General features: G+C 59.9%; 13 protein-coding genes. 10 read left to right on the top strand and 3 right to left on the bottom strand.

What is annotated here, in order from left to right:
• Positions 1-13: 13 nt before the first annotated feature.
• Positions 14-1,165: a cyclopropane fatty acyl phospholipid synthase gene (cfa, locus tag ACJ8IP_RS10975; RefSeq protein ID WP_033642134.1), complete on the bottom strand. Its 1,152-nt coding sequence runs from the start codon at positions 1,163-1,165 to the stop codon at positions 14-16.
• 319 nt (positions 1,166-1,484) lie between these two features.
• Between cfa and ACJ8IP_RS10970 the strand changes: the two genes are divergently transcribed.
• Both ACJ8IP_RS10970 and ACJ8IP_RS10965 read left to right on the top strand, forming a co-directional pair.
• On the top strand, positions 1,485-2,390 hold the full coding sequence (locus ACJ8IP_RS10970) for an SPFH domain-containing protein (protein WP_004940203.1): 906 nt from the start codon (positions 1,485-1,487) through the stop codon (positions 2,388-2,390).
• A gap of 2 nt (positions 2,391-2,392) precedes the next feature.
• On the top strand, positions 2,393-2,851 hold the full coding sequence (locus tag ACJ8IP_RS10965; protein WP_198793340.1) for an NfeD family protein: 459 nt from the start codon (positions 2,393-2,395) through the stop codon (positions 2,849-2,851).
• On the opposite strand, the gene cueR is transcribed toward ACJ8IP_RS10965, so the two are convergent.
• Positions 2,848-3,249, bottom strand: coding sequence for a Cu(I)-responsive transcriptional regulator (gene cueR / locus ACJ8IP_RS10960; protein ID WP_025301807.1), 402 nt, complete (start codon positions 3,247-3,249; stop codon positions 2,848-2,850). The two genes, ACJ8IP_RS10965 and cueR, sit on opposite strands and share 4 nt — an antisense overlap.
• 107 nt (positions 3,250-3,356) lie before the next feature.
• Between cueR and copA the strand changes: the two genes are divergently transcribed.
• From copA to ybaK, 3 genes are all read left to right on the top strand, one after another.
• Positions 3,357-6,068, top strand: a complete 2,712-nt coding sequence (gene copA / locus ACJ8IP_RS10955) for a copper-exporting P-type ATPase CopA (protein WP_198793341.1) — start codon at positions 3,357-3,359, stop codon at positions 6,066-6,068.
• Positions 6,069-6,201: 133 nt separating this feature from the next.
• Positions 6,202-7,008 carry a TraB/GumN family protein gene (locus ACJ8IP_RS10950; RefSeq protein ID WP_033651122.1) on the top strand — a complete coding sequence of 269 codons (807 nt, stop codon included), beginning with the start codon at positions 6,202-6,204 and terminating at the stop codon, positions 7,006-7,008.
• 228 nt (positions 7,009-7,236) lie between these two features.
• The gene (gene ybaK, locus ACJ8IP_RS10945; RefSeq protein ID WP_004940240.1) at positions 7,237-7,716 is read left to right on the top strand and encodes a Cys-tRNA(Pro)/Cys-tRNA(Cys) deacylase YbaK; all 480 of its coding nucleotides are present in this window, start codon (positions 7,237-7,239) and stop codon (positions 7,714-7,716) included.
• A gap of 10 nt (positions 7,717-7,726) precedes the next feature.
• On the opposite strand, the gene dacB is transcribed toward ybaK, so the two are convergent.
• Positions 7,727-9,193 carry a D-alanyl-D-alanine carboxypeptidase/D-alanyl-D-alanine endopeptidase gene (dacB, locus tag ACJ8IP_RS10940; RefSeq protein ID WP_089191273.1) on the bottom strand — a complete coding sequence of 489 codons (1,467 nt, stop codon included), beginning with the start codon at positions 9,191-9,193 and terminating at the stop codon, positions 7,727-7,729.
• A gap of 354 nt (positions 9,194-9,547) precedes the next feature.
• On the opposite strand from dacB, the gene ACJ8IP_RS10935 reads away from it, so the two are divergent.
• From ACJ8IP_RS10935 to ACJ8IP_RS10915, 5 genes are all read left to right on the top strand, one after another.
• Complete coding sequence (locus tag ACJ8IP_RS10935; RefSeq protein WP_072628252.1) at positions 9,548-9,832, top strand: 2Fe-2S iron-sulfur cluster-binding protein; 285 nt, start codon at positions 9,548-9,550, stop codon at positions 9,830-9,832.
• 13 nt (positions 9,833-9,845) lie between these two features.
• The gene (locus ACJ8IP_RS10930) at positions 9,846-10,781 is read left to right on the top strand and encodes a diiron oxygenase (RefSeq protein ID WP_147880905.1); all 936 of its coding nucleotides are present in this window, start codon (positions 9,846-9,848) and stop codon (positions 10,779-10,781) included.
• Between the two features lie 68 nt (positions 10,782-10,849).
• Positions 10,850-16,558, top strand: coding sequence for an amino acid adenylation domain-containing protein (locus ACJ8IP_RS10925; RefSeq protein ID WP_442524398.1), 5,709 nt, complete (start codon positions 10,850-10,852; stop codon positions 16,556-16,558).
• The gene (locus ACJ8IP_RS10920) at positions 16,545-17,357 is read left to right on the top strand and encodes a cyclase family protein (protein WP_042783815.1); all 813 of its coding nucleotides are present in this window, start codon (positions 16,545-16,547) and stop codon (positions 17,355-17,357) included. The genes ACJ8IP_RS10925 and ACJ8IP_RS10920 overlap by 14 nt, the downstream gene beginning before the upstream one ends.
• A complete protein-coding gene (locus tag ACJ8IP_RS10915) occupies positions 17,354-18,091 on the top strand; it encodes a tryptophan 2,3-dioxygenase family protein (RefSeq protein ID WP_164107004.1) in 738 nt (245 codons plus the stop codon). Before ACJ8IP_RS10920 ends, ACJ8IP_RS10915 begins: the two co-directional genes overlap by 4 nt.
• Positions 18,092-18,134 lie beyond the last annotated feature (43 nt).

Here is an 18,134-nt window from a genome sequence, read left to right as displayed (position 1 = left end):
AATATGACGGGGGTTAGCGATAGACCCGCACCCCGCCCTCCACGCCCGCCGGGCTGAACAACACCTGCCACAGCTGAATGTTGCGCGAACGGAACGCGCCGGCGCAGGCGTTCAGGTAATAGGTGAACATGCGTTCGAAGCGCTCGGAATAACCGCCCATCAGATCCGGCCACGCCCGTTTGAAATTCTCCAGCCAAGCCATCAGCGTGCGATCGTAATCGGCGCCAAAGTTGTGCCAATCCTCCATCACGAAACGCCCTTCGCTGGCCTCGGCGATATGCCGCACCGAAGGCAGGCAGCCGTTGGGGAAGATGTATTTGTCTATCCAGGCGTCGACGTTGAGATCGGTCTGATTGGAACCGATAGTGTGCAGAAGGAACAGACCGTCGGGCTTCAGGTTGCGCGCCGCGACGCTGAAGTAGGTCTCGTAGTTTTTCGGCCCGACGTGCTCGAACATGCCGACCGACACGATGCGATCGAACTGACGATCCAGATCGCGGTAATCCTGCAGCAAGATCTCGACGTCCAGCCCGGCGCAGCGTTCCTGCGCCAGCTTCTGCTGCTCGGCCGAAATGGTCACGCCGTGCACCGAGACGCCGTAGTTTTGCGCCGCAAACTGCGCCAATCCGCCCCAGCCGCAGCCGATATCCAGCAGCGTCATGCCCGGTTTCAACTGCAGTTTTTCGCAGATCATCCTGAGCTTGGCCTGCTGCGCCTGCTCCAGCGTCTGCGCCTCTTTCCAGTAACCGCAGGAGTATTGCATATAAGGATCGAGCATCGCCCGGAACAGGTCGTTGCCGATGTCGTAGTGCTCTTTGCCCACCTGCCAGGCGCGCTTGCGCGATTGGCGATTGAACAGCCGGGCATAGGCGATGCGCGCGATGTCGCTCAGGCTTTTCGGCAACCGTTCATCGACGCCGGCCTGCAGAATGCGGGTGAACAGCATGTCCAGCCGTTCGCACTCCCACCAGCCGTCCATATAGCTTTCGCCGAAGCCGAGCGAGCCTTCCTGCAAAATGCGTTTGAACAGCGCCGGGTTATGCACCCGGATATCCCAGGCGCGCGGGCCGTTGATGGCGACGCCGGCTTCCGCCAACATCTCCTCCACAATGCGATACCAGCGATCGTTCTTCTGGGCGAGTTCATCAACACTGAGCGAATCCATAACAATCCTTGGCCGAAATGTCATTTCAAAAAGCATAGTCGCAAATGAAAATGACAAATTTTTGACGGTAAACACGGGGGTGTTTTTACTCTAGCCAAGGAGAGCAACATCATGAAATGAATAAAAATTATTGAAATCATGCCATTTAGGCATACTTATTTTTCAGCTGTGCCACACTTGTCGTGACAACACTCTGTTCCAGACGCGGGATCCACCGCTCGCGGGTTGCGTCAGCGCCCTGGATTAAGTCGCGGTATCAGTAGGCATTTTTCCGGCGCTGACGTAATATCTGTTTACATATGTCTGACAGGAGGTTCGCATGCTTACTTTTATTCCCATCGTGATCGTCGTCGCGCTGATTGTGGTGTTCGCCGGCGTCAAAATTGTGCCGCAGGGGTTCCAATGGACGGTAGAACGCTTCGGCCGCTATACCAAGACGCTGATGCCGGGCCTGAACCTGGTGGTGCCGTTCATGGACCGCATCGGCCGCAAAATCAACATGATGGAGCAGGTGCTGGACATCCCTTCCCAAGAGGTGATTTCCCGCGATAACGCCAACGTCGCCATCGACGCGGTGTGCTTTATCCAGGTGGTCGATCCGGCGCGCGCCGCCTACGAGGTCAGCAACCTCGAACAGGCGATCGTCAACCTGACCATGACCAACTTCCGCACCGTGCTCGGCTCGATGGAGCTGGACGAAATGCTGTCGCAGCGCGACAGCATCAACAGCCGCCTGCTGCACATCGTCGATGAAGCGACCAATCCTTGGGGGGTGAAAATCACCCGTATCGAGATCCGCGACGTGCGGCCGCCGGCGGAACTGATCGCCTCGATGAACGCCCAGATGAAGGCCGAGCGCACCAAGCGCGCCGACATCCTCGAGGCGGAGGGGGTGCGTCAGGCGGCCATTCTGCGCGCCGAAGGGGAGAAGCAATCGCAGATCCTGAAGGCCGAGGGCGAACGTCAGTCGGCGTTCCTGCAGGCGGAAGCGCGTGAGCGCGCCGCCGAGGCCGAGGCGCGCGCCACCCAGCTGGTGTCCGACGCCATCGCCAGCGGCAACATTCAGGCGGTGAACTACTTCGTGGCGCAGAAATACACCGATGCGCTGCAGAAGATCGGTTCCTCCAACAACAGCAAAGTGGTGATGATGCCGCTGGACGCCAGCAGCCTGCTCGGCTCGATCGGCGGCATTACCGAACTGCTGAAAGAAAGCAAAGGCAAATAATCATGCTCGAACTGATCGCGGCGAATCCGCTGTGGTTCTGGCTCTCCCTCGGGGGCGTGCTGCTGGCGGCGGAAATGCTCGGCGCCGGCGGCTACCTGCTGTGGAGCGGCGTGGCGGCGCTGTTGGTCGGTGCCTTGATCTGGCTGCTGCCACCGCTTTCCTGGGAATGGCAAGGCGTGATCTTCGCCGTCCTGACCGTCGTCGTCGCCTATCTGTGGTGGTACTGGCTGCGTCGCCCGGCGGCCGCATCCGGCGGTTCGCCGGTGCTCAACCAGCGCAACCGTCAGCTGATCGGCACCCGCGCCACGCTGACGGAGCCGATGCACAACGGCATGGGGCGCATCAATATCGGCGACAGCAGCTGGCGCGCGCAGGCGGCGGAAGATCTGCCCGCCGGCACCGAAGTGGAAGTGGTGGCGGTGGAAGGGGTCACGCTGGTGATCCGTGCCATCGGCCGCTAATTAGAACGACAACACCCCGCCAGGTTATTGATGATGGGGCACTCCGCCCCCTCGTCGCCCGGGCATTGTTCCGCCAGCGTCAACAGGCGCTGGCGCATGTTCCCCAGCTCGCTGATGTGCTTTTCGATCTCCGCCACCTTCTGCAGCGTGCGCGCCTTCACGTCGGCGCTGTGGCGGGCCGGATCGTTGAACAACGCTACCAGTTCGCGGCACTCGTCCAGGTTGAAGCCCACCTGCCGCGCCTGACGCAGCAGCGTCAGCTCTTCGACATGCTTGGCGGAATAGTGGCGGTAACCGTTGTCGCTGCGAATCGGGGCGGTAATCAACGCTTTCTCTTCGTAAAAACGAATCGTCTTGCTGGTTAAACCGGTTTTTTTCGCGACGTCGCTAATATTCATTTTCCCTCCTTGACCTTACCCTTGCTGGAAGGTTTAAGCTCCATTCTTAGTGAAAATAGGTCAGGCGGTCAACCTTTAAACACCGCCTCTACGCAAGGAGTTCAATCATGTCACACACCACTATGCTGGCATTGCAGGGGTTGTCCTGCATGAACTGCGCGCAGCGGGTGAAAAAAGCCCTGGAAAGCCGCAGCGATGTCGAACAGGCGGAGGTTAACGTCCATTACGCCAAAGTGACCGGCGACGCGCCGGACAGCGCGCTGATCGACAGCGTGATCGCCGCCGGCTATCAGGCCGAAGTCGCGCCGCACGCCGATACCGAACTGCAGCTGAGCGGCCTGAGCTGCATGCACTGCGTCGGCACCACCCGCAAGGCGCTGGAAGCGGTGCCGGGCGTGTTCGCCGCCGATGTCGCTATCGACGGCGCGAAAGTATACGGCGATGCCGATCCGCAGGCGCTGATCGCCGCGGTGGAAGATGCCGGCTATCACGCCAGCGTAGCGGGCGCCGTCGCCCCAAAAACTGAGCCGTTGACTGACGCAACACCTTCGTTGCCGGACGTTCAGCCAGCGGCGCAATCTCCCCTTCCGGCAACCGACGGCGCGGACGACAGCGTACAGCTGCTGCTCAGCGGCATGACCTGCGCCAGCTGCGTCAATAAAGTGCAGCAGGCGCTGCAAAGCGTTCCCGGCGTAGAGCATGCGCGCGTCAACCTGGCGGAACGCAGCGCGCTGGTGACCGGCGCCGCCGATGCGCAGGCGCTGGTGGCGGCGGTGGAAAAAGCTGGCTACGGCGCCGAAATGATTCAGGATGAAACCGAACGCCGCGAGCGCCAGCAGCAGACCGCACGCGCCAACATGAAGCGCTTTAGCTGGCAGGCGGCGCTGGGTCTGGCGTTGGGTATCCCACTGATGGCCTGGGGGCTGTTCGGCGGCAGCATGACGCTGACGCCGGAAACCCAGCGCCCTTGGCTGCTGGTCGGCGTCATCACCCTGGCAGTGATGGTGTTCGCCGGTGGGCACTTCTACCGCAACGCCTGGCGCGCGCTGATGAACGGCAGCGCCACCATGGACACCCTGGTGGCGCTCGGCACCGGCGCTGCCTGGCTTTACTCGATCGCCGTCAACATTTGGCCCGATTTCTTCCCGATGGAGGCGCGCCACCTCTATTACGAGGCCAGCGCGATGATCATCGGTTTGATCAACCTCGGCCATGCGCTGGAGCAGCGCGCCCGTCAGCGTTCTTCGCAGGCGCTGGAGCGGTTGCTGGATCTGACGCCGCCTACCGCGCGGTTGGTAACCGACGACGGCGAGCGCGATATTCCGCTGGCGGAGGTGCAGCTCGGCATGACGCTGCGGCTGACCACCGGCGATCGCGTGCCGGTCGACGGTGAAATCGTGCAGGGCGAAGTCTGGCTTGATGAAGCAATGCTGACCGGCGAAGCGGTGCCGCAGCAAAAAGGCCCCGGCGACACGGTGCATGCCGGGACGGTAGTCGACGACGGCAGCGTGCTGTTCCGCGCCGCCGCCATCGGCAGCCAAACCACGCTGGCGCGCATCATCAAACTGGTGCGTCAGGCGCAGAGCAGTAAACCGGCGATTGGCCAACTGGCCGACCGCGTCTCGGCGGTGTTCGTGCCGGCGGTGGTGGCGATCGCCCTGTTCAGCGCGGCGGTGTGGTACTTCTTTGGTCCGCAGCCGCAGCTGGTCTATACGCTGGTGATCGCCACCACGGTGCTGATCATCGCCTGCCCATGTGCGTTAGGATTGGCGACGCCGATGTCGATCATCTCCGGCGTGGGCCGCGCGGCGGAATTCGGCGTGCTGGTGCGCGACGCCGACGCCCTGCAGCAGGCCAGCCAGTTGGATACCCTGGTGTTCGATAAAACCGGCACCCTGACCGAAGGGAAACCGCAGGTGGTGGAGATCCTGACCTTCAATCAGGTCAGCGAACAGCAGGCGCTCGGCTGGGCCGCCGCGCTGGAACAAGGCTCCAATCACCCGCTGGCGCGCGCCATCATGGAACGCGCCGCCGGGCAAACGCTGCCGCAGGTGGCGCAGTTCCGCACCCTGCGCGGCGCCGGCGTCAGCGGGGAGATCGACGGCGTGCAGGTGCTGCTGGGCAACGCCGCGCTGCTGAAACAACATCAGGTCGCGGCCGACGAACTGGAGGCGCCGATGCGCGCCCAGGCCGAACGCGGCGTGACGCCGGTGCTGCTGGCCGTTGACGGTAAACCGGCCGCGCTGTTCGCCATTCGCGATCCGCTGCGCGAGGACAGCATCGCGGCGCTGCAGCGCCTGCACCAGCAGGGATATCAGCTGGTGATGCTGACCGGCGACAACCCGGTGACCGCCAATGCCATCGCCAAAGAAGCCGGTATCGATCGGGTGATTGCCGGCGTACTGCCGGACGGCAAAGCGGCGGCGATCAAACAGCTGCAGGCGCAGGGCCAACGCGTGGCGATGGTCGGCGACGGCATCAACGACGCCCCGGCGCTGGCGCAGGCCGACGTGGGCATCGCGATGGGCGGCGGCAGCGACATCGCCATCGAGACCGCCGCCATCACCCTGATGCGTCACAGCCTGCACGGCGTGGCGGATGCGGTGGAACTGTCGAAGGCCACGCTGCGCAACATGAAGCAGAACCTGTTCGGCGCCTTTATCTACAATACGCTGGGCATTCCGATCGCCGCCGGCGTGCTCTACCCGCTGACCGGCACGCTGCTCAGCCCGGTGGTGGCGGGCGCGGCGATGGCGCTGTCGTCCATTACCGTAGTCAGCAACGCCAACCGGCTGCTGCGTTTTAAACCCAGGAAGTAAGCTCCGGGGCGCCGCCAAGGCGCCCCGCTGTTTTCCGGGCTTCCCTGCGCGGCGGATAGCGTTTAGCATGAATGACGATTTTCCCTCGCCTTGCACGCGAAAACGCGCACCCGTTATTCAGGAGCCACGCCGTATGGGTCAACTGTTACGCCGCCTCGCCGCCTTTCTCGGCCTGATCTCGCCCAAAAGTTACGCTTATCCGGCGCTGGACATCACTCTGCCGGGCGAGCGTCGGCTCCATCTGGTGGGCAGCATCCATATGGGCACCGTCGATATGGCGCCGCTGCCGCCCCGGCTGGCCGCCCGGCTGCAACAGGCCGACGCGCTGATCGTCGAAGCCGATATCACCGGCACCGCCTCCCCTTTCGACCACGCAGAGCAACAGCCCGAACTGGAACAGCGCCTGTCCGCCGAAGAATATCAACAGCTGCTGGCGCTGTGCCACGAACTGGGCGCCGATCCGCACGCCTTCGCCACCCTGCCCGGCTGGCAGGTGGCGCTGATGATGCAGGCGCGGCAGGCCCAGCGTCTGGGTCTGCGCGCAGAGTACGGCGTAGATTATCAGCTGCTGCAGGCCGCCAGAGCGCAGGACAAACCGGTGATCGAACTCGAGGGGGCGCAGCAGCAGTTGGCGATGCTGGAACAGCTGCCGGAAGGCGGCATCGCGCTGCTGCGCGATACGCTGGAGCATTGGCATACCAACGCGCGGCTGCTGCAAACCATGGTGAGCTGGTGGCTGGACGCCAAACCGCGCGGTACGCTGGACACGCTGCCGGCCACCTTCAGCGCCGGGCTTTACGACGTGCTGATGCATCAACGCAATCGCGACTGGCGGCGTCAGCTGGAGGCGCTGCCGGCCGGAGACTATGTGGTGGCGGTTGGCGCATTGCACCTGTATGGCGAGGATAACCTGCCGGCGATGCTGCAGCCGCAGGGGTAAAAAAGTGGCCAATATCGCTATTGGCCAGTCAAAGAGGAATTTCTTGTATTCTAGTTATACGCATAGCAACCGTGTTAACGGTTACAGTAAACAGGGTAGCAACCCGGTGAATATCTTGGCAACCCGCTTTATGTAACAGCCGCTCAGGTTGCCGGGCTGGTTGGATTTTTGTATTTTTAAGGCTGGTTATCACCCTTTCCCCGCCGGGGACATTTTGGACAACACATCATGACGCCCGCAGTCGTTCTGCTTGAGAAACAAAAGGTCGCCTTCACCCTCCATCCTTATCACCACGACAGCGACGAAACCAACTTCGGCGATGAGGCGGTGAGAAAGCTGGGGCTGGATGCCGATCGGGTTTACAAAACCTTGCTGGTGGCGCTGAACGGCGACGCCAAACACCTGGCAGTGGCGGTCACGCCGGTCGCAACCCAGTTGGATCTGAAAAAGGTTGCCCGCGCCCTCGGCGCCAAAAAGGCCGAGATGGCCGATCCGCAGCTGGCGCAGCGCGTCACCGGGTATCTGGTGGGCGGCATCAGCCCGCTGGGGCAGAAAAAACGGCTGCCGACGGTGATCGACAGCCCGGCGCAAGCGTTCGCCACCATTTACGTTTCCGGCGGCAAACGCGGGCTGGATATTGAGCTGGCCGCCGCCGATCTGTGCCGCCTGCTGGCCGGCAGCTTCGCCGACATCGCCAAACGCGACTGACGCCGCGTACTCAGCGGCACACCACCGTGGCGTCACAGGCCGCCAGCGTTTCCACCAGGCGGTCCTCCAACGCCTTCACCTGCGCGCCGGGCACCAGATAGTTATTGCTGATGATGGCGAACGCCAGCGGCCGCCCGGTCGCCGAATCAACATAGCCGCTGAGCGACGATACGCCGGTCATGGAACCGCTCTTGGCGTGAGCGCGCCCCGCCGCCGCGCTTTTCACCATGCGGTTACGCAGCGTGCCGCCCACCAGCAACCCCGGCTCGCCCGCGACGGGCAAGGCGCGATACCAGTCGGCGAACCACGGCTGTTTTCTGGCCGCCAGCAGCAGCGTCGTCAGCTGTTGCGGCGTGATCTGGTTCATGCGCGACAGCCCTGAACCGTCCACCTGGCGATACGCGTCGGCCGCGATGCCCTGGCTTTGCACAAATCCGTTTATCGCCTGAAGGCCGGCGGCCCAATCCCCTTTACCCTGCGTCTTGCGGCCCATCGCCTTGGTCAATATCTCGCCGTAGCCGTTATTGGACACTTTCAGGAAGGTGACGACCAGGCGGGAGAGCGGCGGCGAGGTTTTTTGCGCCAGCAGCTGTGCGCCGGCCGGCGTCACGCCCTCTTCAGCGTTGCCGCGCAGGGTGATGCCGTGCGCGCGCAGAGCATGTTGCAATAAAGCGCCGACGACGAGGGCCGGTTGATCGACGGTAATCAATCGCGAGCTGGCCTCCGCCTGTGCGGCGATGGTGCCGCTGACCACGATCCGGTTGCTGCCCGGCCGGCGCTCGTACGTCAGCGCGGTGTCACTACCGGTGGTGGTGCGATTGACCAGCGTCACCGCGTCATTGGCGGGATAGAAGCTCGCCCGTCCCGGCGCGCCGGCGCGAGCGCCCGGCCGCACATCCACCTGCACCACGTTGATATCGCCGCCGGGAGTAAAGGCGTAGTTCAGCGCCGAGATCGGCGCAGCGAAGGCGAAGGGTTCATCGTCCCAGCTCCAGCCGGCGCCGAATGGCGTTTGATCGAAGGCGCCGGCGTCCAGCAACAACCGCCCCTGTATATGACGGATGCCGCGCTGCGCCAGCGCCGCGGCGAAGGTGTCGAGATCGTCCGGATGCAGCGTCGGATCGCCGCTGCCCTGCAGATAGAGATCTCCCCGCAACGTGTCGCCGCGCTGCTCGCCGGCGGTCAGCAGCCGGGTTTCAAACCGGTAATCCGCCCCCAGCACGCCGAACGCCGCCAAAGAAGTGAATATCTTCATGTTGGAAGCCGGCGCCAAACGCTGCTCCGCGTGCGCCTGATACAGCACCTTGCCGCTGTCGGCATCGCGCACCATCACGCCGTTCGACGCCCCGACCAACGCCTTGTCCTGGCCGAGGGCCGCCAGCGCCTGGCTGAGGGTTTGTCCATGACGTTCGCCGGATGACGAACACCCCGCCAGCGCCACAATGGCGGGCAGCAGCCAGCCTGCGGTTTTCAACATGTCATCTTCCTGTTTGCGTTATCAAAACCAAATTGTCACTCAGGCTATCATTGGAAGGCGGCGACGTCCTGTTTTCCATTCACTGAACAACGATTTTTGCCTATTGATATTATAAAACAAGCAATAATAAGAATTGCTAAACAATCCAGGCAATAAAGTTTGAATATGAACTATATTATGTGAAACAACCTTTAATATAATGTTAATGTTTTTAATGTGTCGTGTTGACAATAAACAAAGCCAAAGCTATCGTTACTCCCCATTAAAACTCACAACCTATTATTAATAACAATTTACTTATATGAATTTTAAAATGTGATCTCACTCACTGACTTCCATAGGGAATAACACGCCATGTCTGTAAATACAGGGCCCGATGGTCATCAAGTTATTTTTGATGGCGCGGGCATCGGTGACTTTTGTCCTGAAACGTCGCTGCTTGAAAACTTTGAAAGATTAAATATCGACATTCCCAACCTATGCCGAAAGGGGAGGTGCGGCTGTTGCAAATTACTTCTAATCAGCGGAAATATACGCCATGAAAAACAGAGTGCCTTATGCGAAGAGGAGTTAGAAGAGAATATTATTCTGGCCTGCTGCGCCTATTCACAATCGGATATTGAAATAGAACTCTATTAATAAGGATTAACCGATGAGCCTCATTGAAACCACGTTGAAAAAATGGGATCGCGCCGCGATTGTCCGCTCCCGCCCGCGTCGCCTTCTCAACGAACAGGACAGCCAATCAACCCTTTTCTTCCCCCTCGAACGTCTGCCGCTGTGCCTCCATCCGCGCGTTGCCGCGCTCGGTGAACAAGCCTTGCGCTATATTCAGGTACAAACCCTCTACCATTACCTGAATGGCATCGCCAACATCGAGTTGGATATCATCAATGATTCCAGTTACAAGCTCTACAAAAACGCGGTCGGCGTAGACTTTCCGCTTGAAATGCGCTTAGACGCGCTGACCGTGGTCGTGGATGAGTCCTATCACGCCCTGGTGGCGCTGGATCTGATCAATCAGGTAGAGCAGATGACATCCATTGCGCCGCTGCCGATGCCAAAAGATACCGAGGCCTCCTATGCCCTGGCGCAATCGTTGGCAATGGGCGACGAACGGCTGCGTGAGCTGCTGCGACTGGTTTGCGTGTCCCTGTCGGAGCAGGCGCTGACGACCGATCTGATCGATGTGATCAACAACGAAGATATCTTCCCGACCTTCTATCTGGTGATGAAAGATCACGTTGCGGATGAAGGCCGCCATGCCCGCTTCTCACAGCAGGTGCTGAGCCATATCTGGCGCCACAGCGACGCGGCGACCAAGCAAGCGTTGCAACAACCGATTTTGGCTTTCCTGGAAGGCTACGCAACCGACGCTATCGCCAAAGATTTCAGCGCCTGCATGTTGCGCCAACTCGGACTGACAGAAGCGGAAATTATCGACATCATCGCAGACACTTATCCAGCAACGCATGTTAAACCGTGGGAAACCAATAATATCGTCACGGAGCAAATGTTGGTGGCGCTGAATAAATCGGGCATTCTGGCTGATTTGCCTATCGCCGATGCGCTGCATGTAAAAATCTAATTAACCGGTATAAAAATCCACCGCCTTTGATATTCCGCAAGGGAAACCATTATTCTCAGGAAGCAAAAATGGAATTACTTCATATTGGCTATTTCGGCGACAGCGCCTGCGGTAAATTATTAACCGACGAAATCCAGGAATACGGCCATCAGGTTAGCTTTATCAGTCTCGAACACCGCCCAACCGAAAAGCTCGACCTTATTATCACCACTGAAAATAACGCTGAAACAATACGACGACTGCAACAGCAGGGAAAAAATCTGCTGACGCTCGCAACCAATAAAAAAAATATTAACGACATTGACACCCTGCAAAACCAAGAACACTTCTCTCTGTACTTTAGCTCCGCCGGCCAGGCCGCTTATCTGTGCGATGCGCTGTCGGATATGGCCACTGACGCCCAACTTCCCCTGCTGCAGGAAAGGCTTGTCGACATTGTGGTCGAGCTGTCGCGTGGCGGTATACCGCCGGTACAAGAACTTCCCTACCGCTTGGCGCGTAAATACTATGCCGAATCACCGACGCGCATGCGCGAATTGACCGCATTGCTGATGGAACGTCTTGGCGATCAGATGCAGGGACGTTGCGGCAGCGATCTCTGCCATCTCACCTGGCAACCCGGCGCCGACTTCCATACGGTGCCGGTAGCGGACATCACGTCCCCCGCACAGCTGCAACATTTCTTCTTTAATGAAACCGGCGCGCTCAAACAGGGACGCTATGCCCAGCCACGAGTGATGGTCGACGTAGCGGCTTGCGGTGACGGCACTCAGCTTACCCTGTATGGCGACGACATGCGTTTCAACGCCTTCACCGACTATCTTGACGCGCTATTGGCAGATCCGGCCGATCCCATCGCCGCGCCCATTGTTACTCAACCTCACACGTTACATCGCCTGAGCCAATTCAACGCAACCGACGATGCCGAGCTCCTGGCGCACGACGTCATCGCTTTGTTCCGCCACGCCGCCGCCGCTCATCCGCAACAGGCCGCGCTGCATGCCGATGGCCAGACATACAGCTATGGAGAAATCGATCGCGCCTCGGATCAGTTTGCCTGTTGGCTGCTTGAACACAGCGGCGCCGCCAGTTCGGTCGTCGCCGTCTCGATGGACAAGTCAGCGACGCTGCTGATCGTGCTGTTGGGGATACTGAAAAGCAATAAAACCTATGTGCTGCTCGACCCGCAGGCGCCAGCGGCACGCAATCAAAGCATTCTTGACGACGTACAGCCCGCGCTGATTTTGGCCGACTCGCCGTTGCACTCCGGCGACGCGCCATGCATTGCGCCATCAAGCATTGATTACCGTTCGCTGAACATCCATGCGGAGCAACTCCCTCAATCGCGAGACGCTCTGGCTTACGTCTGCTATACCTCCGGGACGACAGGCAAGCCCAAAGGCGTCATGATCGGGCGGGAAGGCCTGAGCAACGTGGCGCAAAACCACCGCGATTTCATTGGACTGGCGCAAGGCAGCCGCGTGCTGGCCATCGCCTCGCTGGGTTTCGACGCCTTCGGCTGGGACGTCTATGGCGCGTTAGTCAGCGGCGCGACGCTTTATCTTGCGCCCTCGGAGCTGCATACCGATGTCGGCGCGCTGCACGACTATCTGACTCAACACGATATCGGCCATATCACTATTACGCCGGCAATTCTGGAATTGTTGCCCCGCGAAATGTGGCCGGGACTGCGGACGATGATCGTCATGGGAGACGCCCCACCTGCAGACGTCGTCGCCTGGTGGGCCGAACGCACCCGATTGTGCAACGGTTACGGGCCGACCGAGGCTTCCATTGCCACTTCGCTGTGCGAGTATCGTCCCGGCGTTCCCTGGAACTGCATTGGCAAACCGCTGAAAAACTACCGTTGCCACATCCTTGATCTCCACCATAATCCACTGCCGGTCGGTTTTGAGGGCGAACTGTGCATCGCCGGCAGCGGCCTGGCGCACGGTTACCTGCATCAAGAGGCGCTGAGCGCAGAGAAGTTCATTATCTGTCGGCTACCGTATATGGCGGCCGAAGAGCGTCTTTATCGAACCGGCGACATCGCCAAATGGGACGAACAGGGCAACATTATTTTCGTCGGCCGCCGTGATCACCAGGTGAAGATACGCGGAGTGCGCATCGAGATGGGAGAAGTGGAAAGCGCCGTCCGCAGTCATCCACTGGTTGAAAGCGCCTGCGTGGTCGCTCGCAGCCAGCCCTCGGGCAAAATTCTCGCCGCCTTCGTGCAACCCGCTTCGCCTGAGCTGACGATCGACGCGCTGCGCCACGCGTTGGTCACACTGCTCCATCCCGCCGCGATCCCCAGCGTCTTTATTTTCTTGCCGGCGCTGCCGCTGACCATCAATGGCAAGATCGCCCGCCAACAGTTGGAAAACTGGCCACTGGATGAGCGGAATGAGCGCCTGACGCCGCCGGAAACCGAAACGGAGGCCATTCTCGAGCGCATCGTGGCCAACGCGATCGGCTGTCCGCAAGCCGACGTCACCCAGGAGTTCATCAACCTGGGCGCGCACTCGCTGACCATGAGCAAAATCGTCGCGCTCGTCGCACGCGATCTTTGCTGCCATCTGAGCATCGCCGAACTGTTCCGCCACAATACGGTGCGCAAACTGGCCGAATATATCGAGAATAAGGCCGTTGCCGCGGAGCGCGCCATCGCGATCTGCGACGAACGCCGCGCGCCGCTCAGCCCACAGCAGAACCTGCTTTGGTACCTGAGCGCATTGAATCCTGACGACTGCAGTTACAACCTGCCGCTGGCGATAGACATCCAGGGCCCGCTTGATCTGGGCCGCTTTGAGCAGGCGCTCAATTTTATTTATGAAAAACATGAAAGCCTGCGCACTCGTTTCACCGAAACCGACGGTATCGCCTATCAGTTGGCAGAACCACATACCCCGATTCGCCTTGCCGATCACTGGGTGGACGGCCAAACGCTTTCGGCAGAAAAGTGGGTGCGCCAACTGTGTGCCACGCCTTTCGACATCACCGCTCGTCCGCCGCTGGTGCTTCGGCTGGTCCAGTATCAGCAGCAGCACCATGTTTTGATTTGGGTAAAACACAACATTATTACCGATGCCTGGAGCGAACAACTGATCCTTAACGATCTGTGGCAGCGCTATAACGAGCTCGACGATCACCACGGCTTAGACGCACCGCAACCGCAGATTCAAACTATCGACATCGTCAATAGCGGCATCGCGTCACCTGCGCCGGCGGATGTTGCTTATTGGCAACAGCAACTGCAAGACTGCCGCGAACTGGACTTCCCGCTGGATAAACCGCGCCCGCTAATGCCGACGCACGCCGGAGAGCGCATCCATTATCAGCTGCAGCCTGACGTAGCCGGTCTGCTGGCGTCACGGGGCAAAGCGCTGGGCGCCACGCCTTTCGCCTTGCTCTGCGCGGCATTAAGTTTGCTGCTCAGCCGTTATACCCAGCAGCAGGATATCGTCATCGGCACCGCCATCGCAGCGCGGGACAACCTGGATCAGGCGCAGGTCAGCGGCTTCCACGTCAATACCGTACCGCTGCGTATCCAACTGAGCGAACAGGACACCCTGGCCGGACTGATCGGTAACATGATGGAAACCTGCATCGGCGCCTACCAGCATCAGCAGCTCTCCTTCGACCGGATCTTGCACCAGATCGAATACGAACGGATGTCGAACAAAAATCCGTTATTCCAGATCATGGCTATCCTGCAGAACGCCGGTGACGTATGCCAACAAAACCTGCGCGATTGCACGCTGCATCGCTTGCCGCTTTCGTCCGGCTTCTCGATGTTCGATATGACCTGGAACTTCAGTGTGGAACAGGACGCCGTCGCCATCGAACTCGATTACGCCAGCGAACTGTTTTATCCCGCCAGCATGCAAATGCTGTTGGACAACTATCAGCAAACGCTGCGGCAACTGCTCACCCTGCCGGCCAATACGGCGCAGCTTGCCCTCAACCCGCTATGCGAACGGGAACAACAGTGGCTGCAACAGTTGGCCGTCAACGCCGACGCAGGTTCACGTGACTCGCTGCTGATGCACATTGGCCGGTTGGCACATACTCAGCCTGACAGCCTCGCCGTCAGCTGCGAACGGCAACAGTACAGCTACCGTCAGCTGTGGGCGCAGTCTGAGCGCGTCGCGCATGCATTGCTGCGCATCGACAGCCGGCCTTTCTCGGTCGGCGTCATGATGGAGAAAAGTTGCCACGTCGCCGTGCTCCTGCTCGGCGTGCTGAAAGCCGGCAAACACTACGTGCCGATTGACGTACACTACCCGGCCGACCGCGTGAGCTACATGATCGAGAACGCGCAAGCCCGGTTGCTGGTGACCGATGGTGAGCCAGAGCAAGGTTGGGCCAGTCCCGCCGTCGGTTTCGACTCGCTGGTTTCTCATCCTGCAGCGGCCGACGCGTTGCCGATCCCAGCCGACGATACGCTGGCCTACATCATGTACACCTCAGGCTCAACCGGTAACCCCAAAGGGGTGATGATCACGCATGGCAACCTGAACAATTTCACCAACGACTTCGTCGGGCGGCTGGCGCTGAGCGCGCGCGATAGGGTGCTCAGCCTGACCAGCATCAGTTTCGATATTTTTGGGTTGGAACTGTTCTGCTCGCTGGCCGGCGGCGCGCACGTCACGCTGTGTCCACGAGAAACCGCCATGGATCCGGTCAAGCTGTATCACTTTATCGAGCGACAGCAGCCCAGCGTGATTCAAGCAACACCTACCGTCTGGAGTACCATCGTCCACCACCTGCCGGCGGCGAGCCAACGCCCCCTGACCGTGCTATGCGGCGGCGAGAAAATGCCGGCGGCCCTGTTGACGCAATTGCGACGCATCGCGACACGGGTGCTGCAGGTGTATGGCCCGACGGAAACCACCATCTGGTCGACCTGCGCCGATCTGACTCACGAAGGCGCAAGCGACTGTATCGGCACGCCGATCCAGGCGACTGAGGTTCTGGTCATGGATCAGGCCGGCAACCCGCTGCCAAGCGGCGCATTTGGTGAGCTGTGGCTGGGCGGCGCAGGGGTATCGCCGGGGTATTGGCGCAATCCGACGCTGAGCGATAAGGTCTTTCTACGGCGTCAGGCGTTCGGCGCCGAGCGCTATATGTACCGCACCGGCGACATTGTGCGTTTTAATCGACAGGGGCAGCTGGAGTATCTCGGCCGGAACGATCACCAGGTCAAAATTCGCGGCCACCGTATTGAGTTGAGCGAAATCGATCTCAGTCTATCGTCCCTCGACAATATCGAGCGGTCACTCAGTTTAATTGTCGGTGAAGGCCAGCAGGCCCGCATCGTCAGCTACCTGCAGTTAACGTCGGGCGAAGAGCTGAATGAAAAAGCGGTACGCACGGCGCTGAAAGCCCGTTTGCCGAATATCATGATCCCGTCCGGTTTTGTGGTGCTGTCGGCCTTCCCGCTCACCAACAACAACAAAATCGACATCCGTCGGCTACCGGCGCCGGAAACCCGCTACTCGGCTTCCGAAGCGGACTACACGCCCGCGGCCAACGAGGCGGAAAGCGCCATGCAGCATATCTGGCAACAAGTATTGTCACAGACGCAGATCAGCGTCTGCGACAGCTTCTTCAGCCTGGGTGGAAATTCACTGCAGATCCCGCAGCTGCTGCACGCCATTCGTCAACAGATGGGCGTCTCGCTGACTATCCGCGAATTCATCATGCACAGCCAGATCCGCGGACTTACCGCGCTGGCCTTGAGCAAAACTGCCGAGGTCGCCGATGAAACGCATTGAGGTGTACCACCAAGGGCGTTGTCATCACCTTGACCACCGAGAGCCGCTGCGGCTCTCGGCCAGGCTGGACTTCGCCGATAACCCAACCAACCTTTATGGTGTGGCCCCCGCCGACTCGGCGCCGCTGAGTTACGGCGATACCGTCGCCAGCGTGCGTCATGGCGGGGTCTGCAACGCCGAGCGCATCAGCCTGGTGCCGCACTGCCATGGTACGCACACCGAATGCATCGGCCATATTCTTCCTGAAACGCGCAACGTGGCTGACTTGCCGCTTGAACCGTTCATCGCCGCCACCCTGATTCGCATCAGGCCGCAGCGAGCGGACGCGACCGCGGAGAGCTATAACGCCAGCGCTGCCTGTGAAGATTGGCTGATTACCCGGGCGGCGCTCGATGACGCGTTGGCGCCGTTGTCGGGCGACTACCTGCAGGCTTTGGTGATTGCGGTCGAGGCACCGAGCGAATTCCGCGCCGCGTCCTGCGCGCCCTACTTCAGCCATCAAGCCTTGGCGCGCATCGTCGAACTCGGCGTCCAGCATCTGTTGGTGGACATTCCGTCGATCGACCGTCTCTACGACGGCGGACGCATGGACAACCATCGACGTTTTTGGGGGCTTGAGGCCCCCGACAGGCCGCAAGAAGGGCGCAAATACGCCTCCGTGACCGAGCTGATTCAGGTTCCCGCGCAGGCCACGGCGGGACACTATTTTCTGACCATTCAACTGCCGGATCTGAGCGGGGATGCCCTTCCCAGCCGGCCCATCTTATTTTCGTTTTCTACAGGGAAAGTGACATCATGAATTACGCCAGCTATCTGCAGCTAAACCAGCTGCTGTCGCTGCAACAGCCAGCCTCGCCGTCTGCGGAACACCGCAATGAAAACTTGTTTATCATCACTCATCAAACCTACGAGCTCTGGTTCAAGCAGTTGATCGATGAGCTTCATCTGGCGATCGCGCAGATCGAAGAAGGAGATATACCGGCGGCGATCGAAACGATGACGCGCGTCAATGCCATTACCCAAACCGTGGTGAATCAGATCGCCGTGATTTGCACGCTGAAGTTTCACGAATTCCAGCGTTTTCGCAGCTATCTCGGCACCGCCAGCGGTTTTCAATCCTACCAGTTCGCCGGCATAGAAGCGCTGCTCGGCAAGGAAAATCCGAAAAAACTACAGCAGTATCAGGGTGATGAAGAGGCACAGCGCCGATTGGCGGCTATCATCCAACCGGTTTCACTATGGCAGGCAATACGCGGCCATCTGATGCGTCTCAATGATCAGTCCAATCAGGCGGCGCAAGGCTTCGACGACATCATCAGGCAATCGCTGACGCGTTCGAGCTGCGAGTCGCTGCTGCTCAATCAACTGCTGGATTTGGATTCACTGCTGCAGGAGTGGCGTTACCGCCATGTGAAACTGGTGGAACGTACTATCGGGCAGCGGAAAGGTACCGGCGGTTCATCGGGTTCAGACTATCTGAAATCTACGCTGTTCACGCCGATCTTCGATGAATTGTGGAACGCCATCAACTGAATACGTTCCTTAACGCCAAGGAAGCTAAGGCTTCCTTGGCCCC

This window comes from Serratia sp. CY52157 (assembly GCF_052168495.1).
In the GTDB taxonomy this organism is placed as follows: domain Bacteria; phylum Pseudomonadota; class Gammaproteobacteria; order Enterobacterales; family Enterobacteriaceae; genus Serratia; species Serratia ureilytica.
The sequence above is the reverse complement of the archived record's forward strand: the minus strand, read 5'-3'. Positions and strand labels throughout refer to the sequence as shown.